Source organism: Klebsiella sp. WP3-W18-ESBL-02, assembly GCF_014168815.1.
GTDB lineage: Bacteria > Pseudomonadota > Gammaproteobacteria > Enterobacterales > Enterobacteriaceae > Kluyvera > Kluyvera ascorbata_B.
Genome location: NZ_AP021972.1, coordinates 4,771,769 through 4,793,418, shown reverse-complemented (window position 1 = coordinate 4,793,418; position 21,650 = coordinate 4,771,769). Strand labels below are relative to the sequence as shown.

The 21,650-nt window shown below is 55.9% G+C and carries 18 protein-coding genes, 1 pseudogene and 1 riboswitch; of the genes and pseudogenes, 10 read left to right on the top strand and 9 right to left on the bottom strand.

The window, feature by feature from the left end:
* Positions 1-126 precede the first annotated feature (126 nt).
* Positions 127-999: a 23S rRNA pseudouridine(2604) synthase RluF gene (gene rluF / locus H7R56_RS22990; protein ID WP_106928627.1), complete on the top strand. Its 873-nt coding sequence runs from the start codon at positions 127-129 to the stop codon at positions 997-999.
* Here the strand turns inward: rluF and H7R56_RS22985 are convergent.
* From H7R56_RS22985 to rtcR, 3 genes are all read right to left on the bottom strand, one after another.
* Positions 996-1,268: a YjbD family protein gene (locus H7R56_RS22985; RefSeq protein WP_106928625.1), complete on the bottom strand. Its 273-nt coding sequence runs from the start codon at positions 1,266-1,268 to the stop codon at positions 996-998. The two genes, rluF and H7R56_RS22985, sit on opposite strands and share 4 nt — an antisense overlap.
* Positions 1,269-1,413: 145 nt before the next feature.
* Positions 1,414-2,340 (bottom strand): ketopantoate/pantoate/pantothenate transporter PanS, encoded by a 927-nt coding sequence (gene panS / locus H7R56_RS22980; protein ID WP_106928623.1) that lies wholly within the window; start codon positions 2,338-2,340, stop codon positions 1,414-1,416.
* 111 nt (positions 2,341-2,451) lie between these two features.
* Complete coding sequence (gene rtcR / locus H7R56_RS22975; RefSeq protein ID WP_106928621.1) at positions 2,452-4,032, bottom strand: RNA repair transcriptional activator RtcR; 1,581 nt, start codon at positions 4,030-4,032, stop codon at positions 2,452-2,454.
* 448 nt (positions 4,033-4,480) lie between these two features.
* Between rtcR and H7R56_RS22970 the strand changes: the two genes are divergently transcribed.
* Positions 4,481-5,608, top strand: coding sequence for a slipin family protein (locus H7R56_RS22970; RefSeq protein WP_106928619.1), 1,128 nt, complete (start codon positions 4,481-4,483; stop codon positions 5,606-5,608).
* A 5-nt stretch (positions 5,609-5,613) separates the two neighbouring features.
* Entirely contained in the window at positions 5,614-6,399 is a 786-nt protein-coding gene (locus tag H7R56_RS22965) for a nucleotidyltransferase domain-containing protein (protein ID WP_106928617.1), read from the top strand.
* Positions 6,400-6,441: 42 nt separating this feature from the next.
* Here the strand turns inward: H7R56_RS22965 and lysC are convergent, their stop codons facing one another.
* Complete coding sequence (gene lysC, locus H7R56_RS22960; protein ID WP_106928615.1) at positions 6,442-7,794, bottom strand: lysine-sensitive aspartokinase 3; 1,353 nt, start codon at positions 7,792-7,794, stop codon at positions 6,442-6,444.
* Between the two features lie 93 nt (positions 7,795-7,887).
* A riboswitch (Lysine riboswitch) is annotated at positions 7,888-8,085 on the bottom strand.
* 244 nt (positions 8,086-8,329) lie between these two features.
* Between lysC and pgi the strand changes: the two genes are divergently transcribed.
* The 5 genes from pgi (at position 8,330) to H7R56_RS22935 (ending at position 14,096) form a co-directional block, all read left to right on the top strand.
* Positions 8,330-9,979, top strand: coding sequence for a glucose-6-phosphate isomerase (gene pgi / locus H7R56_RS22955; protein WP_106928613.1), 1,650 nt, complete (start codon positions 8,330-8,332; stop codon positions 9,977-9,979).
* A gap of 336 nt (positions 9,980-10,315) precedes the next feature.
* Entirely contained in the window at positions 10,316-10,567 is a 252-nt protein-coding gene (yjbE, locus tag H7R56_RS22950; RefSeq protein WP_035895200.1) for an exopolysaccharide production protein YjbE, read from the top strand.
* Positions 10,568-10,627: 60 nt separating this feature from the next.
* Complete coding sequence (locus tag H7R56_RS22945; RefSeq protein WP_106928611.1) at positions 10,628-11,266, top strand: YjbF family lipoprotein; 639 nt, start codon at positions 10,628-10,630, stop codon at positions 11,264-11,266.
* Positions 11,263-12,000: a capsule biosynthesis GfcC family protein gene (locus H7R56_RS22940; protein ID WP_106928609.1), complete on the top strand. Its 738-nt coding sequence runs from the start codon at positions 11,263-11,265 to the stop codon at positions 11,998-12,000. Before H7R56_RS22945 ends, H7R56_RS22940 begins: the two co-directional genes overlap by 4 nt.
* Positions 12,000-14,096 (top strand): YjbH domain-containing protein, encoded by a 2,097-nt coding sequence (locus tag H7R56_RS22935; RefSeq protein WP_106928607.1) that lies wholly within the window; start codon positions 12,000-12,002, stop codon positions 14,094-14,096. Before H7R56_RS22940 ends, H7R56_RS22935 begins: the two co-directional genes overlap by 1 nt.
* 16 nt (positions 14,097-14,112) lie before the next feature.
* On the opposite strand, the gene H7R56_RS22930 is transcribed toward H7R56_RS22935, so the two are convergent.
* Entirely contained in the window at positions 14,113-15,432 is a 1,320-nt protein-coding gene (locus H7R56_RS22930; RefSeq protein ID WP_106928604.1) for an L-cysteine desulfidase family protein, read from the bottom strand.
* 289 nt (positions 15,433-15,721) lie between these two features.
* On the opposite strand from H7R56_RS22930, the gene psiE reads away from it, so the two are divergent.
* Positions 15,722-16,132 (top strand): phosphate-starvation-inducible protein PsiE, encoded by a 411-nt coding sequence (gene psiE, locus H7R56_RS22925; protein WP_064546622.1) that lies wholly within the window; start codon positions 15,722-15,724, stop codon positions 16,130-16,132.
* A gap of 178 nt (positions 16,133-16,310) precedes the next feature.
* Here the strand turns inward: psiE and malG are convergent, their stop codons facing one another.
* The 4 genes and pseudogenes from malG to malE all read right to left on the bottom strand — a co-directional run bounded on the left by malG (position 16,311) and on the right by malE (position 20,080).
* Complete coding sequence (gene malG / locus H7R56_RS22920; protein ID WP_106928603.1) at positions 16,311-17,201, bottom strand: maltose ABC transporter permease MalG; 891 nt, start codon at positions 17,199-17,201, stop codon at positions 16,311-16,313.
* Between the two features lie 14 nt (positions 17,202-17,215).
* Positions 17,216-18,760, bottom strand: a complete 1,545-nt coding sequence (gene malF, locus H7R56_RS22915) for a maltose ABC transporter permease MalF (protein ID WP_106928600.1) — start codon at positions 18,758-18,760, stop codon at positions 17,216-17,218.
* 44 nt (positions 18,761-18,804) lie between these two features.
* Positions 18,805-18,879, bottom strand: a pseudogene (locus H7R56_RS28095) (hypothetical protein); the annotation flags it as partial.
* Positions 18,880-18,889: 10 nt separating this feature from the next.
* A complete protein-coding gene (malE, locus tag H7R56_RS22910; RefSeq protein ID WP_106928598.1) occupies positions 18,890-20,080 on the bottom strand; it encodes a maltose/maltodextrin ABC transporter substrate-binding protein MalE in 1,191 nt (396 codons plus the stop codon).
* Between the two features lie 372 nt (positions 20,081-20,452).
* Between malE and malK the strand changes: the two genes are divergently transcribed.
* Entirely contained in the window at positions 20,453-21,562 is a 1,110-nt protein-coding gene (gene malK / locus H7R56_RS22905) for a maltose/maltodextrin ABC transporter ATP-binding protein MalK (RefSeq protein ID WP_106928597.1), read from the top strand.
* Positions 21,563-21,650: the final 88 nt, after the last annotated feature.

Here is a 21,650-nt window from a genome sequence, read left to right as displayed (position 1 = left end):
GCTCGATATTCTCGGTTGGGTAATTGCACGTTTGTGCAAATCTGGCGTGATATGTACAACGATTTGCGACGGACTATTTTTTCTCACCCGTAAGGTAAGGTATATTCCGCTGCCAAAGGAGAATTTATGCTGCCAGACTCATCAACCCGATTAAATAAATACATCAGCGAAAGCGGTATCTGTTCGCGTCGCGAAGCGGATCGCTTTATCGAACAGGGCAACGTCTTTATCAACGGTAAACGCGCCACCATTGGCGACCAGGTTATGCCGGGCGACGTTGTGAAGGTCAACGGTCGGTTGATTGAGCCGCGTGAAGCGGATGATTTAGTGCTGATTGCGCTGAATAAACCTGTCGGTATCGTCAGCACGACCGAAGACGGCGAGCGCGATAACATTGTGGATTTTGTTAACCACAGCAAACGCGTCTTCCCGATAGGCCGTCTGGACAAAGACTCCCAGGGGCTGATTTTTCTCACCAACCACGGCGATCTGGTGAATAAGATTCTGCGCGCCGGCAACGACCACGAAAAAGAGTATCTGGTCACGGTTGATAAGCCGGTCACCGATGAGTTTATTCGCGGCATGGGCGCGGGCGTACCGATTCTCGGCACCGTGACCAAAAAGTGCAAAGTGAAGAAAGAAGCGCCGTTTGTCTTCCGTATTACCCTCGTGCAGGGGCTGAATCGCCAGATTCGCCGCATGTGTGAACACTTTGGCTATGAAGTCACGAAGCTTGAGCGTACGCGCATTATGAACGTGAGCCTCGCGGGTATCCCGCTGGGCGAGTGGCGCGATCTGACGGACGATGAGCTGATTGACCTGTTTAAGCTGATTGAGAACTCCTCTTCCGAGGCGAAACCAAAAGCCAAGGCCAAGCCGAAAACCGCGGGGATCAAACGCCCGGTGGTGAAGATGGAAAAAACCAGCGAGAAACCGGCGCGCCCGGCGGGCAACGGTAAACGTTTCACCGCACCGGGGCGGAAAAAGAAAGGGCGTTAACGCCTGCCGCGTGTCGGCGTGTTCGCCGACCAGGAAAATGAACTCTCGGTATCCGGTTTATAAGCCTGCTGTTTCTTTAACTGGCGGGCTTTTTTCGCTTCCGCTTCGCGCTGTACCATCAGCTTATCGATGTACTCCTTTTTCACGCCGTTAGTTTCCGCGTTCGTCAACGGGCGGCCATGTGCGATGCGCGCGCGGTCGAGCAGGGTTTTCAGCTCGCGCTGTTCGCGCTCGGTCATCTCTTTTTGCGTAATGCGGGGGAGTGCCATAGGGAGTGCCCTCAATCGGATAGTTAACCCAGTGTACGGCAAAGGGGCAAATCTTTGTAGGCCGGATAAGGCGTTGACGCCGCCATCCGGCAAGGTGCGTTATTTAGCCCGATGGCGCTCCGCTTATCGGGCCGACTCTTGAGCGTTATTTGTCTTTTTTATCTTCGATTGGCTTTCCTGACCAGTATCCCGCCAGCAGCGATCCCGACAGGTTATGCCACACTGAGAACAGCGCGCCAGGCAGTGCGGCCAGCGGGCCGAAGTAGATTTTACCCAGCGCTGCCGCGAGGCCAGAGTTTTGCATGCCGACTTCAATCGCCAGCGTGCGGCAGGTCGACTCATCAAAGCCGAACAGCCGTCCGCCCCAATAGCCGCCGAGCAGACCGATTGTGTTATGCAGAATGACCGCGATAATCACCACAAACCCTACTGATGCGATATGCGCAGCAGAACCGGCTACCACGGCGCTGATGATGGCCAGAATGCACACCATGGAAAAGGCGGGCAGGAAAGGCTCGACCGCTTTGACCACGCGGGGGAACAGATGGTGAATGACCAGGCCCAGCGCAATCGGAATGACCACAATCTGCAATATACTCAACAGCATTCCCATCACGTCGACCTGAATATGCGCATCAACGTACAGGCGCGTCAGCAGCGGCGTCGCGATCACGCCGACCAGCGTGGAGACCGACGAGATGGTAACGGACAACGCCACGTCACCTTTCGCCAGATAGATCATCACGTTAGATGCCGTGCCGCTGGCGACGCTGCCGACCAGCACCATCCCGGCAGAAAGCTCCGGCGGCATATGGAAAATCAGCGCCAGCAGCCAGGCGGCAAGCGGCATCACCAGGTAATGCAGAAATATCCCCGCAGCCACCGGCGCCGGGCGCGATAACACACGTTTGAAATCGTCAATCTTCAGGTGCACGCCCATGCCGAACATAATCAGCATCAGCAGCGAGGGGACCAGCGGGCCAATCGGCGTGAAGGTCGTGGGGGTGAAATAAGCGATAACGGAGAGCAGCAGCGCCCAAAGCGGGAACAGCCGGGTGAGAACGGCGAGCATGTTGTATTCCTTGCGATTTAAAGATGTTGTGTTGTTATAAAAAAGCCGGGTTCGAGCCCGGCTATAGTTATTGTTTATCGCGTGATGGAATATTATTCAAACAAATTATGTTCATGTTGCGCTGCGGAGGTTTTCCCAGCTTAGCCCGAAACGAGCGAGATATTTGCGCAGGCGGTCTGCATCGTTGGGATTGGCTTTTTTCTGCCGCGAGACGGCAAACAGTTCGCGTCCGGCTTCCGACAGCGACGCGCAGCGGCGGCACACTTCCAGTACCGTTTCTAACTGGCGGCGATCGAACAGGTCAATGTCCATATTCAGTTCAGGCTGCGGAGTGGCTATCTGCCAACTCTCCTTTAGCAGCGCAATCTCTTCTTCGACAAGGGATAAGGTGATGCGACCTTGTTCGGCAAGCGTCGCCATACGCGCGATGGATGAACTTAGCTCGCGAAAATTGCCACGCCACTGTGCCTGTGAGGAACAGGCAAATGCCAGATAGTAAGCGCGGGCTTCTTTATCGAAACGGATTTGCGTCTGTTTGCTGCTGGAGAAACGTTGCAGCTCATACTCGACGTTCGGCGCGATATCTTCCCGCCGCTGCGCCAGACCGGGCAGGGCGAAGCTCCACATATTGATACGCGCGTAGAGATCCTCGCGAAAACGGCCTTCAGATACCCATTGCCGCATGTCGCGATGGGTGCCAGCAATCAGCTGAAAATCGCTGCGTACTTCTTTGTCTGACCCAAACGGGAAAAAGGTTTTTTCTTCAATTGCTTTGAGTAGCATGGCCTGCTCGTCCAGCCCCAATTCGGCTATCTCATCGAGAAACAGCACGCCGCCATCCGCTTCTCGCAGCAACCCGCTGCGCGCCGTGAGTGCGCCGGTAAAGGCTCCCTTCACGTGACCAAACAGCGTGGACATCGCATTGTCGCCGCGCAGGGTTGCGCAGTTAACCGCCACCAGTTTTCCCGCCACCAGATGCCGCGACTGGCGTAGCTGAAAAATACGTTTCGCGAGGAAGGATTTGCCCGCGCCGGTAGGGCCGGTGAGCAGGATCGGGTCGGTCGAACGCAGAGCTACCCGCTCAATGCGATCGATCAGTTTATTGAAGGTGGCGTTGCGCGTATCAATCCCGGCTTTCAGAAAAGAGACCGACCGCTGCTGTTCGCGCTGAAAACGACTGGTGAGCGTGGCGTAGCGGCTTAAATCGAGATCGATAACCGAGCAGACGCCAGCGGCGACGGCCTCATCTGATGAACCGCGTGGCGCCGGGCCGGTTTGCAGCAGGCTGGCGGGCAGGTAGCGGGCTTCCGTCAGCAAAAACCAGCAGATTTGTGCCACGTGAGTCCCGGTGGTGATGTGCACCAGATACTCTTCGTTTTCCGTATCAAATTCATAATGCGTGGCAAAGTCGAGAAACGCGGCGTAGACCTCTTCAAAGTCCCACGGATCGTTAATGGTGACGGCATGCGGGCGAACCTGGGTGTACGGCGAAAGCAGCGCGACGTCTTCAATCAACCGTTGCGCCATGCTCTCATCGCGTGGCTGGTGGAGGAGTTCCAGCCTGTCGACAGGGAAATCGGGTTGTTGGCATAGCCCAACCGTGGGTCGCCACTTCTTAAACCGATTGGCCCGCTTGCCGCGCTTATCGAGCACCGTTCCCAGTACGCCAATCACTACCCGCCGTTTTTTCATGGTTTATCCAAAAAGATAAATAAGAGAATAAAAGATAAAAAAATTAACCCGTCGAGACAACCGTCATTATTGGCATCAATAATTAAAATTATAAAAATCAATTAATTAAAAATTAAATATGCCTTTTTTAATTCCTGGCACGCTTCTGGCAATAACACTTGCGTCAATCACGCTGAAAACGCAGGGGGTTAAACCCCGCCGGCACGTCAGGAACGGCACAGGCTGTTTTCCGGGAGTGTTCCGTCAGCCGATGACACACAGTGGGTTCGATTCCCAATTTCATCCCCGAATGAAAACGGGTTGTTAATCATAGAAATAAAGCGGAGTGATGTGCAGTTAGCACGCTCCAGAACAGGCTGCCGGTAAAGATGCCGTGCGGCAGGCAAAAGGGAATTCCCCTGCCGCTTCGCCCCTGCACCCGCGCCTGAACGATATTAAGGAATATAAAATGGCTAAGAAAATCACTATCCAAAAAGCGCAGTTAGGTCTTTTATCCCGCGAGGGTGATTACTATCAGGTGTTGGAAGCGGGTCAGCATCGTTTACCGTGGTTTAGCACCCCGGAAGTGCTGATCGTCAATAGGGATGGCGGCGAAGTACCGCAGGCATTAGCGGAGTATTTACGCCGCTTTCAGCCTTATTGGGTGGAGCGTTACTGCCTGGTCGCGGATACAACGGATACCGAAGCCGCGGCGCTGTATGTCAACGGCGTCTTGCAGGAAATTTTGCCACCGGCAACGCGCCGTCTGTACTGGCAGGCCGATGAAGCGCTGAAGCTGGTACGGATGGATACACGTCAGGTTTTGGTTCCTGTTGACGTGATGAACGCAGTATTACAGCCACGTCGCAGCGGTGCGGTGAAAGGTCGCGAAGCTATCTTAACGGTGCAGGTCCCGGCGTGGCACGTCGGTGTGCTGAAAATTGACGGTGAGACACAGGCATTACTGTCGCCAGGTCTGACGGCATACTGGAAGGTAAACCATCTGATTGAAGCGGAAGTAGTGGATACCCGCTTGCAGGTGCTGGAGGTTGGCGGCCAGGAGATACTGACCAAAGATAAGGTCAACCTGCGTTTAAACCTGGCGGCGAACTGGCATTATCGCGATGTGTTGCTGGCATTTGGTCAACTGACTAAACCGCTGGATCACCTTTACCGTGAATTGCAGTTTGCGCTGCGTGAAGCGGTGGGAACGCGCACGCTGGACGAATTGCTGGAAGATAAGCAGGTGATCGATGAAGTGGTGAGCGCGCAGGTGAAAGCCCGTATGACGCCGTTTGGTATTGAGGTGGCTTCACTGGGGGTGAAGGATATTGTCCTGCCCGGCGATATGAAGGCTATTTTATCGCAACTGGTTGAAGCGGAAAAATCCGCCCAGGCCAACGTGATCCGACGTCGTGAAGAGACTGCCGCCACGCGATCGCTGTTAAATACGGCAAAAGTGATGGAAAACAACCCGGTAGCGCTGCGCTTAAAAGAACTGGAAACCCTCGAAAGAGTTGCTGAGCGCATCGATAAAATCTCGGTGTTCGGGGGCCTGGATCAGGTGCTGCACGGTCTTGTGAACATAAAAGGATAAGAATAATGAGCGACAACACAGTGGACGGCGCAATGCGCGAACGGGTATTGCGCCAGCTAAAAGAGGTTGAGCAGCGCTATGGCGTCAGGGTGCTGTATGCCTGTGAGTCCGGCAGCCGTGGCTGGGGATTTGCTTCGCCGGACAGCGATTACGACGTGCGATTTCTCTATGTTCATCCCCCTGAATGGTATCTGCGGATCGAAGCGCCACGCGATGTTATTGAGCTGCCGATAGATGATGAGCTGGACGTGTGCGGCTGGGAATGGCGCAAGGCGCTGGGGTTACTCAAAGGCGCAAACCCGACGCTTATCGAGTGGCTGGATTCGCCGGTGGTCTATCAGCAGGATGACGCGACCGTGTCGGTGCTGAAAGCGTTGGTGCCCAAATGGTTTTCTCCGCTACGTGCCCGCTGGCACTACTACTCGATGGCGCGGAAAAACTTCCGTGGTTATTTGCAGGGTGACGACGTGCGATTGAAGAAGTACTTCTACGTTCTGCGACCCCTGTTGGCGGTGCGTTGGGTGGAAGCGGGCAAGGGCGTGCCGCCAATGCGTTTTGCCGAGCTGCTGGCGGGAAGTGAACTGGATGCGCCATTGCGTCAGGAAATCGACGAATTGCTGGCGCGCAAACAGCGGTCAGGTGAGGCTGAGTATGGTCCGCGTCGTCCATTGTTACATGCGTTTATCCGCGGCGAACTGGAGAGAGGAGAAATCCCACCGACCTTACCAGACAGCCGGGAAGGGGATGTCCGGGCGCTGGACAGACTGTTATATGATACGGTGATGCGCTGAAAATGCCCGATGGCCTAAGAACCATCGGGCGTTGACGTCTACTCACTCAAACAAATTATGGTGCAGCTTCTGTACCACCTGCTCGGCTTCCGCACCCGGCACCAGGAAGCACAGGTTATGGCTGGACGCGCCGTAGCAAATCATTCGAATGTTGAACGGCTCCAGTACGCCGAACACCTCTTTACCCACGCCGCAGGCTTTGGACAGGTCGTTGCCAATCAACGCCACCAGCGCCAGGCCTTCTTCGACTTCCACACGGCACAGCGCCGACAGTTCCATCAGCAGCGACTGCGTCAGCAGGGTGTCGCCGGTTGACGTTGAGCCGGTCGTGTCGAGCGTCAGCGCGACGCTGACCTCTGAGGTAGTGATCAGATCCACCGAAATATTATGGCGTGCGAGGATGCCGAATACCTCCGCGAGGAAGCCGCGTGAGTGCAGCATGTTGAGGCTGTGCAGCGTCAGCAGCGTTTGCTTACGGCGCAGCGCCAGCGCGCGGAACAGCGGCGGATTGGCGGTTTCGTTGCACACCAGCGTGCCGCCCGCTTTGGGATCTTTACTGGAGCCGACAAACACAGGAATGTCGCTGCGTACGGCTGGCAGCAACGTGGCCGGATGCAGAACCTTCGCGCCGAAGGTCGCCAGCTCGGCGGCCTCTTCAAAGGCAATTTCATCAATACGTTTCGCCGCAGGCACCACGCGCGGATCGGTGGTGTAGATACCGGGAACATCGGTCCAGATATCGACGCGGGTGGCGTGCAGCGCTTCGCCAAGCAGGGCGGCGGTGTAATCGCTGCCGCCGCGGCCCAGCGTGGTGGTACGACCCTTGCTTTCGCTGCCGATAAAGCCCTGAGTGATCACCAGGCCTTCTTCAAGACGTGGTGCTAACTGCTGTGCGGCCAGTTCGGCCAGCGCGGCCACGTCCGGCTCGGCGCGGCCAAAGCGGTCGCTGGTGCGCATGACTTTACGCACGTCGAACCACTGCGCCTGAACCTGACGTTCACGCAGAATTTCAACGAATAATAAGGTCGACATCAGCTCGCCGTGGCTCACCAGTTCGTCGGTCAGCGCGGTAGACGTTTCTGCGCAGGCGGCTTCCGCCAGCGTCGCGAGATTTTCCAGCAGGCGTTCAATTTCATCGCGAATGACGGCAGGGTTTGCCAGCCGTTCCAGCACGGCGTACTGAATGGCGCGAATGGCGTCCAGCTTAGCCACGCGTTCGGCTGGCTCCAGCCCTTCGGCCAGCGCAACCAGCAGGTTGGTGACGCCTGCGGAGGCAGACAGCACGACGAGACGCACGTTGGCGTCGGAAAGCACCACATCGGCGCTGCGATTCATAGCGTCAAAATCGGCTACGCTGGTACCGCCAAACTTGGCGACGACTACTGCTGCTGTCATATGAACCTCGTGTCAGGGGATTTTTATTATTCAGCCTTGGCACAAGGGAAGAGCGAAAGACGGGTGGGCGCAGAGCGATAAACAACTACGATTTCACCCAGAAGTGCTCCACCACTTGCGAAACGCCCGACTGCGAACGCTTCTGGTGACAACCCAGGGGATTCAGCCCCTGTAGCCGATGTTGAACGTAACCTGTTGTTCAGCCATCTCGGCGTTGCTCCCCTTCAGGTGTTTTCACAGGATGGGTTCCTCCAACACCGTATACCTGGGCAACGCGCCTCTTCTGGCCTGCGCATGCGCAGGTAGTACATTTATAAATAAAGGGTTAGCGGGTCGCTTGTCAACGCTGGGGTTATGCGGATTTTTCATGCGCCATAGCCCCACAGTAATGCGGCTTATGAAGGCTATACTTTTGTCTGTTTTATGCGCAATTTTCTCATCCCTTAGGGGGATGACATTAAAACCATCACAATTTTTTGTGACAGGCGCTACAATCGAGGACAGTTACGATTTTTAAATCAGAAGGGTATTGCTAATGAAAAACATTAACCCAACGCAGACCGCTGCGTGGCAGGCACTACAGAAACACTTCGATGAAATGAAGGACGTTACCATTGCGCAACTGTTCGCCGAAGATGGCGACCGTTTCAGCAAGTTTTCCGCCACCTTCGACGATCAGATGCTGGTCGATTTCTCCAAAAACCGCATCACCGAAGAGACCCTGGCTAAGCTGCTGGATCTGGCCAAAGAGACCGATCTGAGCGGTGCCATCAAGTCCATGTTCTCTGGCGAAAAGATCAACCGCACCGAAGACCGTGCCGTGCTGCACGTGGCGCTGCGTAACCGTAGCAATACCCCGATTATCGTTGACGGCAAAGACGTGATGCCGGAAGTGAACGCCGTGCTGGAGAAGATGAAAGCTTTCTCTGAAGCGATCATCTCCGGTCAGTGGAAAGGCTACACCGGCAAATCCATCACTGACGTGGTGAACATCGGTATCGGCGGCTCCGACCTCGGCCCCTTCATGGTGACCGAAGCGCTGCGCCCGTACAAAAATCACCTGAACATGCACTTCGTCTCTAACGTCGATGGTACCCACATCGCCGAAGCGCTGAAGAACCTGAACCCGGAAACCACGCTGTTCCTGGTGGCGTCTAAAACCTTCACCACTCAGGAAACCATGACCAACGCCCACAGCGCGCGCGACTGGTTCCTGGCAAGCGCAGGCGACCAGAAGCACGTGGCAAAACACTTCGCCGCGCTGTCTACCAACGGTAAAGCGGTGTCTGAATTCGGTATCGATACGGCCAACATGTTCGAGTTCTGGGACTGGGTTGGCGGCCGCTACTCTCTGTGGTCCGCGATTGGTCTGTCTATCATTCTGTCTGTGGGTTACGACAACTTCGTTGAGCTGCTCTCCGGCGCGCACGCGATGGACAAGCACTTCTCCACCACGCCGGCGGAGAAAAACCTGCCGGTACTGCTGGCGCTGATCGGCATCTGGTACAACAATTTTTACGGTACCGAAACTGAAGCGATTCTGCCGTACGACCAGTACATGCACCGCTTTGCCGCGTACTTCCAGCAGGGCAACATGGAGTCCAACGGCAAGTACGTTGACCGCAACGGCAACAAGGTTGAACACCAGACTGGCCCAATCATCTGGGGCGAGCCGGGCACCAACGGCCAGCACGCGTTCTATCAGCTGATTCACCAGGGGACCAAAATCGTTCCGTGCGATTTCATCGCCCCGGCCATCAGCCACAACCCGCTGACTGACCACCATCCGAAGCTGCTGTCTAACTTCTTTGCCCAGACCGAAGCGCTGGCGTTTGGTAAATCTCGCGAAGTGGTTGAGCTGGAATACCGTGACCAGGGTAAAGACCCAGCAACCCTGGACTACGTGGTACCGTTCAAAGTGTTCGAAGGCAACCGTCCAACCAACTCCATCCTGCTGCGCGAAATTACCCCGTACAGCCTGGGTGCGCTGATTGCCCTGTACGAGCACAAAATCTTCACCCAGGGCGCTATCCTGAACATCTTCACCTTCGACCAATGGGGCGTAGAGCTGGGTAAACAGCTGGCTAACCGCATCCTGCCGGAGCTGAATGATGATAACGCCATCGACAGCCACGATAGCTCCACCAACGGTCTGATCAACCGTTATAAATCCTGGCGCGCGTAAGGTTATATATTCTCAATGCCGGCATCATGCCGGCATTTTTTTGTCAGATAATTCCGTATATCTTAATTTTCTGAATTATATTGATATTGAGCATAATCCTAAATATCACCTATCCCAGATGTATGTTTCGGATTAACCGTATATTGCCATTCTTAAGTTAATAGATAACACGCTGTTATTTATTGATATTTTATTTTCTTATCTTTCATTTTCATATTTTCCGAAAAAACCTTCCCCTATTTCCCATCACCGAATTCCATTCATTTGGTTGTGTATACTCGATGACGCCTGAATATTCTCAGGTACATATCCATTCATCTAATGAAGGGAATACGTATGAAGAAAATCCTCTATGGCATTTTTGCCATATCGGCGTTTGCTGCGGCAAGCGCCAGCGCGGCACCGATTGAAACGGGTGAAGCAGCTGGTGCAGCAGCAACGTCAGTGTCGGCCGGGAGTTCAACCGCCACCAGCGCCAGCACCGTAGGTTCTGCGGTCGGTATGGCGCTGGCAGCGGCTGGCGGCGATGGTTCCAACACCGGGACCACCACCACGACCAGTACGACAACGACCACCCGTACTCAATAAAAACGGTACGTTAATCCTAACCACACTTCGGTGTGGTTATTTTGCCCCTGGAGAAGCGTCGTGAAGCGACTTGTTATTCCCCTTATTTGCCTGTTGCTTCAGGCGTGTTCACCCAGCACCAAGGGACTGGGAAAATCGCTTTGGCAAAGCGTATCCGGTGAGTCGGGCGTACAGCTTACCGACGATGAAATCCAGACCATGCCATACGCCAGCCAATATATGCAGCTTAACGGCGGACCGCAGATCTTCGTGGTGCTGGCGTATTCCGAAGAAGGTCAGCAGAAATGGCTGACGCAGGACCGGGCAATGCTGGTGACACAGCATGGACGCCTGGTAAAAACCAAGCTGGCGGGCGACAACCTGCTCACGGTGAATAACCTCGACAACGACCCGCTGGCCCGCCCGAACCAGATCGCCGACGGCGCGCGCTGGACGCGGACCATGGGCTGGACCGAGCACCAGCAGGTGCGCTATGCCACCACCACGTCCACCTTCCACTGGGATGGCAACGACACGCTGACCCTGTCGGGCCAGGACACCGCCGTACGTGTGCTGGAAGAAGAGGTGAGCACTTCTGAAGCGAGCTGGCGCAACCGCTACTGGGTCGACAGCGAAGGGCAAATTCGCCAGTCGGAACAATATCTCGGCGCAGGAACCTTCCCGGTGAAAACCATGCTTATCAAGGCGGCGAAATCATGAAAAAACCGTTAATTATCGCCGCCATGCTCAGCGCTATCTCCTTTGCTGCTCAGGCGGCAGGTACCGTCGAGGTTCATATGGCGGGCGTTGAAAAGCCGCTGACCTTAACCCACGCCGAACGGCTGGCCGACCTGGTCGGGCAACCGAGGCTGGCGGGAAGCTGGTGGCCCGGCGCGGCGATCGCCTCTCCGCTGGCAACTGCGCAAGCCGAGCGTGAACATCAGGCGCTGCTGGCAGAACTGGCCGCGCTTGCGGCGGATGAGGGCGGCAGCGAGGCGGGGGCGATAAATGCCCTGCGCAACCAACTGCAGGCCATCCCGGTGACCGGGCGTTTATTAGTGCCGCTGGACCCTGACACCGTGCGGGTCCGCAGTAAAAATAACCCGCCGCTCGAAGGCCATTACACCCTATGGCTGGGGCGCGAACCTTCCACCATCACGCTGGTGGGTCTGGTGGATAAACCGGGAAAAATCCCTTTCACGCCGGGGCGCGACGCGGCCAGCTACCTCGATGATATCAGCCTGCTCAGCGGCGCGGATCGCAGCTACGCCTGGGTGATTTACCCGGACGGGCGCACGCAAAAAGCGCCGGTGGCGTACTGGAATAAGCGGCACGTTGAACCGATGCCCGGCAGCATTCTGTTTGTCGGCTTTGCCGACTCACGGTGGACGAAAAAATACGAAGCGCTGAACGCTGAAATCCTTCGCTCCCTGTCGCAGCGGAGACCTGAATAATGAAAAAAGCTTGTCTTTACAGCCTGCTGGCCCTGTCGGTTAGCGCGGCGTGCCATGCGGAAACGTTTCCCGCCCCTATCGGCCCCTCGCAGTCAGACTTTGGCGGCGTAGGCCTGCTGCAAACCCCAACGGCGCGCATGGCGCGCGACGGCGAGTTCAGCCTGAACTATCGCGATAACGATCAGTACCGCTATTACTCCGCCTCCGCCCAGCTTTTCCCGTGGCTGGAAACCACGCTGCGCTATACCGATGTGCGCACCAAAGACTACAGCAGCGTGGATGCCTTCTCCGGCTCGCAAACCTACAAAGATAAAGCCTTCGACGTGAAGCTGCGCCTGTGGGAAGAGAGCTACTGGATGCCGCAGGTGGCGGTCGGCGCGCGCGATATCGGCGGTACCGGCCTGTTTGACTCGGAATATATTGTTGCCAGCAAAGCCTGGGGGCCGTTCGACTTTACTCTCGGCTTAGGCTGGGGCTATCTCGGCACCAGCGGTAACGCCACCAACCCGTTCTGCTCCTACAGCGACAAATACTGCTACCGCGATAATCGCTATCGTAAAGCGGGCTCGGTTGATGGCAGCCAGATGTTCCATGGCCCGGCGGCTTACTTTGGCGGTATTGAGTACCAGACGCCGTGGCAGCCGCTGCGTCTGAAGCTGGAGTATGAAGGTAACAACTACCAGCAGGACTTTGCTGGCAAGCTCGATCAGAAGAGCAAAATTAACGTCGGCGCTATTTATCGCGTTACCGACTGGGCCGATGTGAACCTCAGCTACGAACGTGGCAATACGGTGATGTTCGGCTTTACCCTGCGCACCAACTTTAACGATCTGCGTCCGTCCTATAACGACAACGCGCGCCCGACCTATCGACCTCAGCCGCAGGACCCTATCCTCCAGCATTCGGTAGTGGCAAACCAGTTGACCCAGCTTAAGTACAACGCGGGCTTTGCGGCGCCGAAAATTCAGGTGCAGGGCGACACGCTGTACGTCACCGGTGAGCAGGTGAAGTATCGTGATTCGCGGGAAGGGATCGAACGCGCCAATCGGATCATCGCCAACGATCTTCCGGAAGGGATCCGCACGATCCGCATTACCGAGACGCGGCTGAATCTGCCGGAAGTGACCACGGAAACCGATGTAGCAAGCCTGCAACGGCATCTCGCCGGGGAGCCGCTGGGGCAGGAGACGCCGCTGGTGCAAAAACGCGTCGCGCCGATCGTGCCGGATAAAACCGAGCAGGGCTGGTATATCGACAAATCGCGCTTTGATTTCCATATCGATCCGGTGCTGAGCCAGTCGATCGGCGGGCCGGAAAGTTTCTATATGTACCAGGTCGGCGTCATGGGCTCGGCTGACTGGTGGGTGACTGACCACCTGCTGACCAGCGGTAGCCTGTTCGCTAACCTCGCCAATAACTACGGCAAGTTTAATTACACCAACCCGCCGAAGGATTCGGCGCTGCCGCGCGTGCGTACGCACATCCGCGAATACGTGGAAAACGATGTCTACGTGAATAACCTGCAGGCCAACTACTTCCAGTATCTGGGCAATGATTTCTACGGCCAGGTCTACGGCGGCTATCTGGAAACCATGTACGGCGGCGCGGGGGCGGAAGTGCTCTATCGTCCGGTGGACAGCAACTGGGCCTTTGGCCTGAACGCCAACTACGTGAAGCAGCGTGACTGGCGCAGCGCGCAGGACATGATGAAGTTTACCGACTACAGCGTGAAGACCGGGCACCTGACCGCCTACTGGACGCCGTCGTTTGCTCAGGATGTGCTGGTGAAAGCCAGCGTCGGGCAGTATCTGGCGGGAGATAAAGGCGGCACGCTGGATATCTCGAAACACTTCGACAGCGGCATTGTGGTTGGCGCATACGCCACCATTACCAACGTCTCTGCGGATGAGTATGGCGAAGGGCAGTTCACCAAAGGGGTCTATGTGAATATCCCGATGGATCTCTTCACCTCCGGCCCAACCCGCAGCCGCGCGGTTGTTGGCTGGACGCCGCTGACGCGCGACGGTGGTCAGATGCTGGGACGTCAGTTCGAGCTGTACAACATGACCGGCGATAAGAGCCAGAACTTCCGCTGACGACTGCCTCGTGGGTTCAATGCGCGACGCTGTCGACGAGCACGGCGTCGCGTGGAAACGACTTGTCCACCATAATGCTGATAATCTCTTTGTCGGTATGCGTCATCGGGTGAACCACCAGCCGGCACAAATTATTGATGGTTTGCTCTACGTCGCGGCATACAATGCCGTCGTTAGCGCTGGCGCAGCTGTTCTGCATTGCCATCAGCACCGCTTTGAAGGCGCTGGAAACCACCGAAGACACTTTCATCGCACAGCTATTAGACGCGCCGTCGCAAATCATGCCGGTAATGTCGCTAACCATGTTGGTAATCGCGGCGTTGATGACATCGGGATCGCGGGTGAACAGCCAGGCCATGCCTGCCGCCGAGCCCATGGCCGCCGTCGAGGCGGCGCAAAGCGCGGACAGACGGGTATAGCGCGAGTGGATGGAGATGGCCGTCAGGTGCGATAGGGCCAGCGCGCGCGCCAGAGTGTCTTCATCGGCATTGAGATGGTTTGCGACGGTCACGACTGGCATCGTCGCGGTTATCCCCTGGTTGCCGGAGCCGAAGTTAGACATCGCAATGACCGGTGCGCCGCCCATGCGGGCATCGGAGGCGGCAACGGTATCAATGATCACTTTGCTCATCAGATCGTTGCTCATCAGCCCTTTATTTACCGCATCGGCGAACGCGCCGTTAATATTCAGACCGTATTTTTTGCGTTTACCTTCCTGCGACAGCGCCGAGTTCAGGCGGCCTGCTTCGAGGATAAACGCGATCTCTTCCGCGGGTGCTGCGGTAATAAAATCGAACGCGTCCCGCAGGCTGAAGGTTGGCAGCGCGTGATGGTTCGCGGCCTTCTCGTCAGGCTGTTCCAGCGTCAGCGGTTCATCGTTCAGATAGAGCGCCACCACGTTCGTGTGGGTGCCTTTGACCACCACGCGGCAGGACTGCCCGGCGGCGAACAGCGTCAGGTCGAGGTGAATAAAATCGGACGTGTCCTCCACGTTAATCGTGACGTTGCCTGTGTTGATTAACGCGTTGGCTAATTCAACGTGGTGCTCGGTAATCCCTTCCAGCGCACGTAAGCCTTTATCAGCATGACCGCCAAAGGCGCCAATGGCGGCGGCCAGGCTTACGCCCGAAACGGTCGTGCCAGGAATGGTGACGCCCATGGCGTTTTTATACAGATTGGCGGAAATAAATCCGCTGATGCGCTCGCAGGGGCCGGGCAGATAGCGGGCGGCATAGGCTGCGGTAAATGCGATAGCCACCGGTTCGGTGCAGCCTAATGCAGGCGTAACTTCTTGCTTGAGCCACTGGATAAAAAGGGAAGGAGAGACGTAACGCATGCGGTGATGCCCCCAAATAAACCTGTTATTTATAAGGTTAATTTAGGTGCTTTTATGAGGAAAAACTTACTCTATTTTTCCTTGTCAGAGGCAATATAAAGAAAATTATTCTCTTTAAGCCGTTTATCACGCAAAAATGCACCAAGGTACCGCCTCAGATACCCGATCCGGGCTTGAATAACCGGATACGACGGGCCGCATGGCGGTGAAAAGTTGACCAGAAAAACTAGATCTGGATCACACTTTTGCGCTATACAAAGATCTCGGCCCAGCGAAAGAGGTGCTTGCTATGACGTCACTGACTCGCCCACGCGTAGAGTTTATCTCCACAATTTTGCAGACCGTCCTGAACCTGGGCTTGCTCAGCCTGGGTCTGATCCTGATTGTTTTTCTTGGTAAAGAGACGGTACATCTGGCCGATGTACTGTTTGCGCCGGAGCGCACCAGCAAGTACGAACTGGTGGAGGGGCTGGTGGTCTACTTCCTCTATTTCGAATTTATCGCGCTGATTGTGAAGTACTTTCAGTCAGGCTTCCATTTTCCCCTGCGCTATTTTGTCTATATTGGCATCACCGCGATTGTGCGGTTGATTATCGTCGACCATAAGTCTCCGCTGGATGTGCTGATTTATTCTGCCGCCATTCTGCTGCTGGTGATTACGCTGTGGTTGTGTAACTCGAAGCGCCTCAAACGCGAGTAGGCCTGATAAGCGCAGCGCCATCGGGCAATATCGCGCAGGTTGCCGGATGGGGGCGTTGAAGTATCCGACCAGCTTCCGATAGACAGGTAAAAAAAGAGGCGCTCCGAAGAGCGCCAAACAGTCACAAGTTAGGGTTCGTACAAGTTGAGGATGATAACAGTGGCATTAACGATGAAACTTAGCCCTTCACGCCGCCGGCCGTGAGGCCGTTTACCAGCCAACGCTGCGCGAGCAGGAAGACGACGGTAATAGGGATGGCGGAAAGGACAGCCGCTGCGGCAAAGTCGCCCCACAGATAGTTTTGTGGGTTGAGGTATTGCTGCATACCCACGGCCAGGGTGTAGCTGTTCACATCACGCAGCAAGAGCGATGCAACCGGTACTTCGGTAATGGCGGCGATAAACGACAGGATAAACACCACCGCCAGAATAGGTACGGAGAGCGGCAGCAGTACCAGGCGGAAAGCCTGCCACGGCGTCGCGCCGTCCAGTGAGGCCGCTTCTTCCAGCGAACTGTCGATCGTTTCGAAATAGCCTTTAATCGTCCACACGTGCAGCGCAATACCGCCGAGGTAGGCGAAGATCACGCCACCGTGGGTGTTCAGACCGATAAACGGAATGTACTGACCCAGACGGTCAAACAACGCGTACAGGGCAACCAGCGACAGCACCGCCGGGAACATCTGGAAAATCAGCATGCCTTTCAGCAGCGTCGCTTTGCCCGGGAAGCGCATACGGGCAAAGGCGTAGGCGCAGGTCGTGGACAGCGTCACGATACCGATGGCGGTGATGCCGGCGATTTTCACCGAGTTCCACAGCCACAGCAGCACCGGGAACGGTGGCGGCGTGACGCGACCGTCGGCGTGCTCAACGCTGAAGCCCAGCGCCAGCTTCCAGTGCTCCCAGGAGATTTTTTCCGGGATCAGGCTGCCGGTGGCGAAGTTCCCTTCGCGCAGCGAGATAGCAATAACCATCAGCAGCGGGAACATAATCGCCGCGATGAAAATCAGCAGCAGCAGGTGCGTGGTAAAGAGACGCAGTTTCTGAGATTTGGGTTGTACCATAGCCATGTTCGTTGTCTCCCTTAATCAAACTTCATGCGCGTGGCTTTCAGGTTCACGATAGCCAGTGCCCCTACCAGCAAGAAGATCAGCGTGGCAATCGCCGCCGCCAGGCCGAAGTCCTGACCGCCGCCGCCTTCGAAGGCGATACGGTAGGTGTAGCTCACGAGCAGGTCGGTATAGCCGGCCGGTGTGGTGGTGCCGAGTCTATCCGGACCGCCGTTGGTCAACAGCTGAATCAGCACGAAGTTGTTAAAGTTAAAGGCGAAGCTGGCAATCATCAGCGGCGTCAGCGGCTTAATCAGCATCGGGAACGTAATTTTAAAGAAGTTCTGGAACGGACCGGCGCCATCCATTGCCGAGGCTTCGTACAGGTCGTCCGGAATCGCTTTCAGCAGGCCCATGCACAGAATCATCATGTACGGGTAACCCAGCCAGGTGTTAACGATAACAATCATCGAGCGGGCGGTGGTCGGATCGCTGAACCAGGCCGGTTTGATACCGAACAGCGCGCTCAGCATCATGTTGATTTCACCAAAGCTCTGGTTGAACAGCCCTTTGAAAATCAGAATCGAGATAAAGGACGGCACGGCGTACGGCAGAATCAGCAGCACACGGTAAATGGCTTTGCCCTTCAGCGCTTCCCATTGCACCAGACAGGCCAGCACCATGCCAACGGCCACGGTCAGAATAACGGTCAGCACCGAGAAGACGATGGTCCAGACGAAGATAGCGAAGAACGGCTTCTGGATGCCCTCGTCGGTAAAGACGCGGGTGAAGTTGTCCCAGCCGATGCTGACGGTGTAGCCCGGGCTCAGCTGTTCGCTGCCCCAGCTGCCGTCGGCGTTAACGCTCTGATAGAAACCAATATCGCTGTTAGGGCGATATTTGACGCCGCTCTGGTTGTTGGTCAGCAGGCCGTCGTCGGCCAGCGTATACAGCGGCTGGGTGCCAGAGAACTGGCGCAGTGAGCTCATGGTCACTTTGCTTTCATCCGGCAGTACCGCTGTGAGCTGATTCAGCGCCTGGCGGTTCTGGGTAACGACGCGCAGCGGCGCGTGCTCGCCGGTTGGCAGGGCGTCGGTTTCTTTTAACTGCAGCTTCTGCTCGCCGCCAATTTTAAAAGCGTCGGACAGATAATTTTTACCACTTTCGCCGTCGGTGAGGGCCAGCTGCCACTCATCGCCCGCCGGGAAGAGGGTGAAGTTATAGGTTTTGCCCGCCTGATAAGAACGGTCCATCAGCACCTGCTGGGCGCGCTCGAAGGTGAGCTGGTTGGTGCTGCTGTAGTTGGTAAAGGCGATGGCGATGGTACAAATCAGCGGGAACAGGACGAACAGCCCCATCCCGGCCATGCCAGGGTAAACGTAGCGCCAGGCGTAGGTTTTACGGTTGGCGAAAATATACAGGCCCGCTGAGCTTAAAATCAGCGTCATGATGGCGAACAGGTACTCCCCTTGTGCGTACATTAAAACTACAAGGTAACCCACCAGCAGGCCCAGCAGACCAATCACTGACCATTTCAGCGTGTCGCTTTGCCACCAATGATTCTTTTTAATGACATCCATGGGGATCTTCCTCTACAACGGTGAAACTTCCTGGCCGGAGAAGTGCCGGATGGCGGCATAAATGCCTTATCCGGCCTACAATCCTCCGTAGGCCTGATAAGCGAAGCGCCATCAGGCACATCGACAGCATTACTTGGTGATACGACCCTGCGCGTCTTTCAGCGCAGCATCGACGGTCTGACGACCGCTGGCGGCGTTGATGACGGCGGTACGAACGGCATACCAGAATGCAGACATCTGCGGGATGTTCGGCATGATTTCGCCTTTCTGGGCGTTATCCATAGTGGCCGCGATACGCGGGTCTTTGGCTAACTGATCCTGGAAGGATTTCAGCGCAACGGCACCCAGCGGCTTGTCCTTGTTCACTTCTGCCAGGCCCTGGTCGGTCAGCAGGTAGTTTTCGAGGAACTCTTTCGCCAGCTCTTTGTTCGGGCTCGCGGCGTTGATACCGGCGCTCAGAACACCGACGAACGGTTTAGACGGCTTGCCTTTGAAGGTTGGCAGCAGCGTCACGCCGTAGTTGATTTTGCTCTTGTCGATGTTTGACCACGCCCACGGACCGTTGATGGTCATCGCGGTATCGCCTTTGTTGAAGGCGGCTTCAGCGATGGAGTAATCGGTATCGGCGTTCATGTGTTTGTTTTTGATCAGGTCAACCAGGAAGGTCAGGCCCGCTTTCGCGCCAGCGTTGTCCACGCCCACGTCTTTGACGTCGTACTTGCCGTTCTCAAATTTGAACGCGTAGCCACCGTCGGCGGCAATCAGCGGCCAGGTGAAGTACGGTTCTTGCAGGTTAAACATCAGCGCAGATTTACCTTTCGCCTTCAGCGCTTTATCCAGCGCAGGAATTTCTTCCCAGGTTTTCGGCGGGTTAGGCACGAGGTCTTTGTTGTAAATCAGGGAGAGCGCTTCTACCGCAATCGGGTAAGCAATCAGCTTGCCGTTGTAGCGTACGGCGTCCCAGGTGAACGGATAGAGTTTGTCCTGGAAGGCTTTGTCCGGGGTGACTTCCGCCAGCAGACCAGACTGCGCGTAGCCGCCAAAGCGGTCATGCGCCCAGAAGATGATATCCGGGCCGTCGCCGGTTGCGGCAACCTGTGGGAATTTTTCTTCCAGCTTATCCGGATGTTCTACGGTCACTTTAATGCCCGTATCTTTCTCGAATTTCTTACCTACCTCGGCCAGGCCGTTATAGCCCTTGTCGCCGTTGATCCAGATAACCAGCTTTCCCTCATCAATTTTTGCCAAAGCAGAGGCGGAAAACATCATCGTGGTCAATGCGGACAGCGCGAGGATGCGAGCGCCAGTTTTGATTTTCATATATCCCGTCCTTTCTAGGTGATGTACTCGTGGATACACAGAGGTGGTTTAACGTCGTTGAGTTTCCTTTTTTAGCAACCCCTTTCCATCCTCCTGACCTCTACGCCCCAAGGGTGATTAATGTGATCGCTGTAACATAAACCCCGGTTATGAGTCTCAGCGCACAAAAAAAAGCGCCGTTTTTTGTCGGCCCCGTCACGATTTTCGTTCGGAGGCTGCGCCGCCGGGGGCAGAGCGCACCTTCTCATCCTCCCGTCTCCTCCCCCATAAAAAACAGGGGGGGTGGAGGATTCACCTCAATGATGTGTGTTGCATAGTCAGGTTCATCTTGAATGTGTCGTTTGGTGACAAGTTGTAACGAGGGAGAAGGGCATGGCGAACGTACAGCTACGCAATGTAACGAAAGCCTGGGGCGACGTGGTGGTATCAAAAGATATCAACCTCGATATCCAGGAAGGGGAGTTCGTGGTGTTTGTCGGGCCGTCCGGCTGCGGCAAATCGACGTTGCTGCGTATGATCGCGGGTCTCGAAACCATCACCAGCGGCGATCTGTTCATCGGTGAAACCCGCATGAACGATGTTCCGCCCGCCGAACGCGGCGTGGGGATGGTGTTCCAGTCTTATGCGCTGTACCCCCATTTATCCGTTGCCGAGAACATGTCTTTTGGCCTGAAGCTGGCCGGCGCTAAAAAAGAAGTGATCAACCAGCGCGTTAATCAGGTTTCTGAAGTTCTGCAATTAGCCCATCTGTTGGAACGTAAACCGAAGGCCCTGTCCGGCGGTCAGCGTCAGCGTGTCGCTATCGGCCGTACTCTGGTGGCCGAGCCGCGCGTGTTCCTGCTGGATGAACCCCTTTCTAACCTGGACGCCGCGCTGCGCGTACAGATGCGTATTGAAATCTCCCGTCTGCATAAACGTCTGGGCCGCACGATGATTTACGTGACCCACGATCAGGTCGAAGCCATGACCCTGGCCGACAAAATCGTGGTGCTGGACGCGGGTCGCGTTGCGCAGGTCGGTAAACCGCTTGAGCTGTATCACTATCCGGCCGATCGCTTTGTCGCGGGCTTTATTGGTTCGCCGAAGATGAACTTCCTGCCGGTCAAAGTCACCGCCACCGCCATCGAACAGGTCCAGGTTGAGCTGCCAAACCATCAGCAAATCTGGCTGCCGGTTGAGAGTAACAACGTGCAGGTTGGCGCCAACATGTCGCTGGGCATTCGCCCGGAGCACCTGATGCCGAGCCACATCGCCGATGTGACGCTGGAAGGCGTGGTGCATGTTGTCGAGCAGCTGGGCAACGAAACGCAAATTCATATCCAGATCCCCGCCATTCGTCAGAACCTGGTTTACCGCCAGAACGACGTGGTGTTGGTAGAAGAGGGTGCCACATTCGCCATTGGCTTGCCGCCAGAGCGCTGTCATCTGTTCCGTGAGGATGGCACCGCATGTCGTCGGCTGCATAAAGAGCCCGGCGTTTAAAGGCCCCATAAAAAGTAAACATCTAACCCCCACGTCGCTAGCGATAAGGCGATACGGGGTGAAATGTTAAAAAAGAAAAGCAATGATC

Coding starts and splice junctions, on each gene's coding strand:
- rluF (WP_106928627.1), top strand. CDS start 127: ATGCTGCCAGACTCATCAACCCGATTAAATAAATACATCAGCGAAAGC.
- H7R56_RS22985 (WP_106928625.1), bottom strand. CDS start 1,268: ATGGCACTCCCCCGCATTACGCAAAAAGAGATGACCGAGCGCGAACAG.
- panS (WP_106928623.1), bottom strand. CDS start 2,340: ATGCTCGCCGTTCTCACCCGGCTGTTCCCGCTTTGGGCGCTGCTGCTC.
- rtcR (WP_106928621.1), bottom strand. CDS start 4,032: ATGAAAAAACGGCGGGTAGTGATTGGCGTACTGGGAACGGTGCTCGAT.
- H7R56_RS22970 (WP_106928619.1), top strand. CDS start 4,481: ATGGCTAAGAAAATCACTATCCAAAAAGCGCAGTTAGGTCTTTTATCC.
- H7R56_RS22965 (WP_106928617.1), top strand. CDS start 5,614: ATGAGCGACAACACAGTGGACGGCGCAATGCGCGAACGGGTATTGCGC.
- lysC (WP_106928615.1), bottom strand. CDS start 7,794: ATGACAGCAGCAGTAGTCGTCGCCAAGTTTGGCGGTACCAGCGTAGCC.
- pgi (WP_106928613.1), top strand. CDS start 8,330: ATGAAAAACATTAACCCAACGCAGACCGCTGCGTGGCAGGCACTACAG.
- yjbE (WP_035895200.1), top strand. CDS start 10,316: ATGAAGAAAATCCTCTATGGCATTTTTGCCATATCGGCGTTTGCTGCG.
- H7R56_RS22940 (WP_106928609.1), top strand. CDS start 11,263: ATGAAAAAACCGTTAATTATCGCCGCCATGCTCAGCGCTATCTCCTTT.
- H7R56_RS22935 (WP_106928607.1), top strand. CDS start 12,000: ATGAAAAAAGCTTGTCTTTACAGCCTGCTGGCCCTGTCGGTTAGCGCG.
- H7R56_RS22930 (WP_106928604.1), bottom strand. CDS start 15,432: ATGCGTTACGTCTCTCCTTCCCTTTTTATCCAGTGGCTCAAGCAAGAA.
- psiE (WP_064546622.1), top strand. CDS start 15,722: ATGACGTCACTGACTCGCCCACGCGTAGAGTTTATCTCCACAATTTTG.
- malG (WP_106928603.1), bottom strand. CDS start 17,201: ATGGCTATGGTACAACCCAAATCTCAGAAACTGCGTCTCTTTACCACG.
- malF (WP_106928600.1), bottom strand. CDS start 18,760: ATGGATGTCATTAAAAAGAATCATTGGTGGCAAAGCGACACGCTGAAA.
- malE (WP_106928598.1), bottom strand. CDS start 20,080: ATGAAAATCAAAACTGGCGCTCGCATCCTCGCGCTGTCCGCATTGACC.
- malK (WP_106928597.1), top strand. CDS start 20,453: ATGGCGAACGTACAGCTACGCAATGTAACGAAAGCCTGGGGCGACGTG.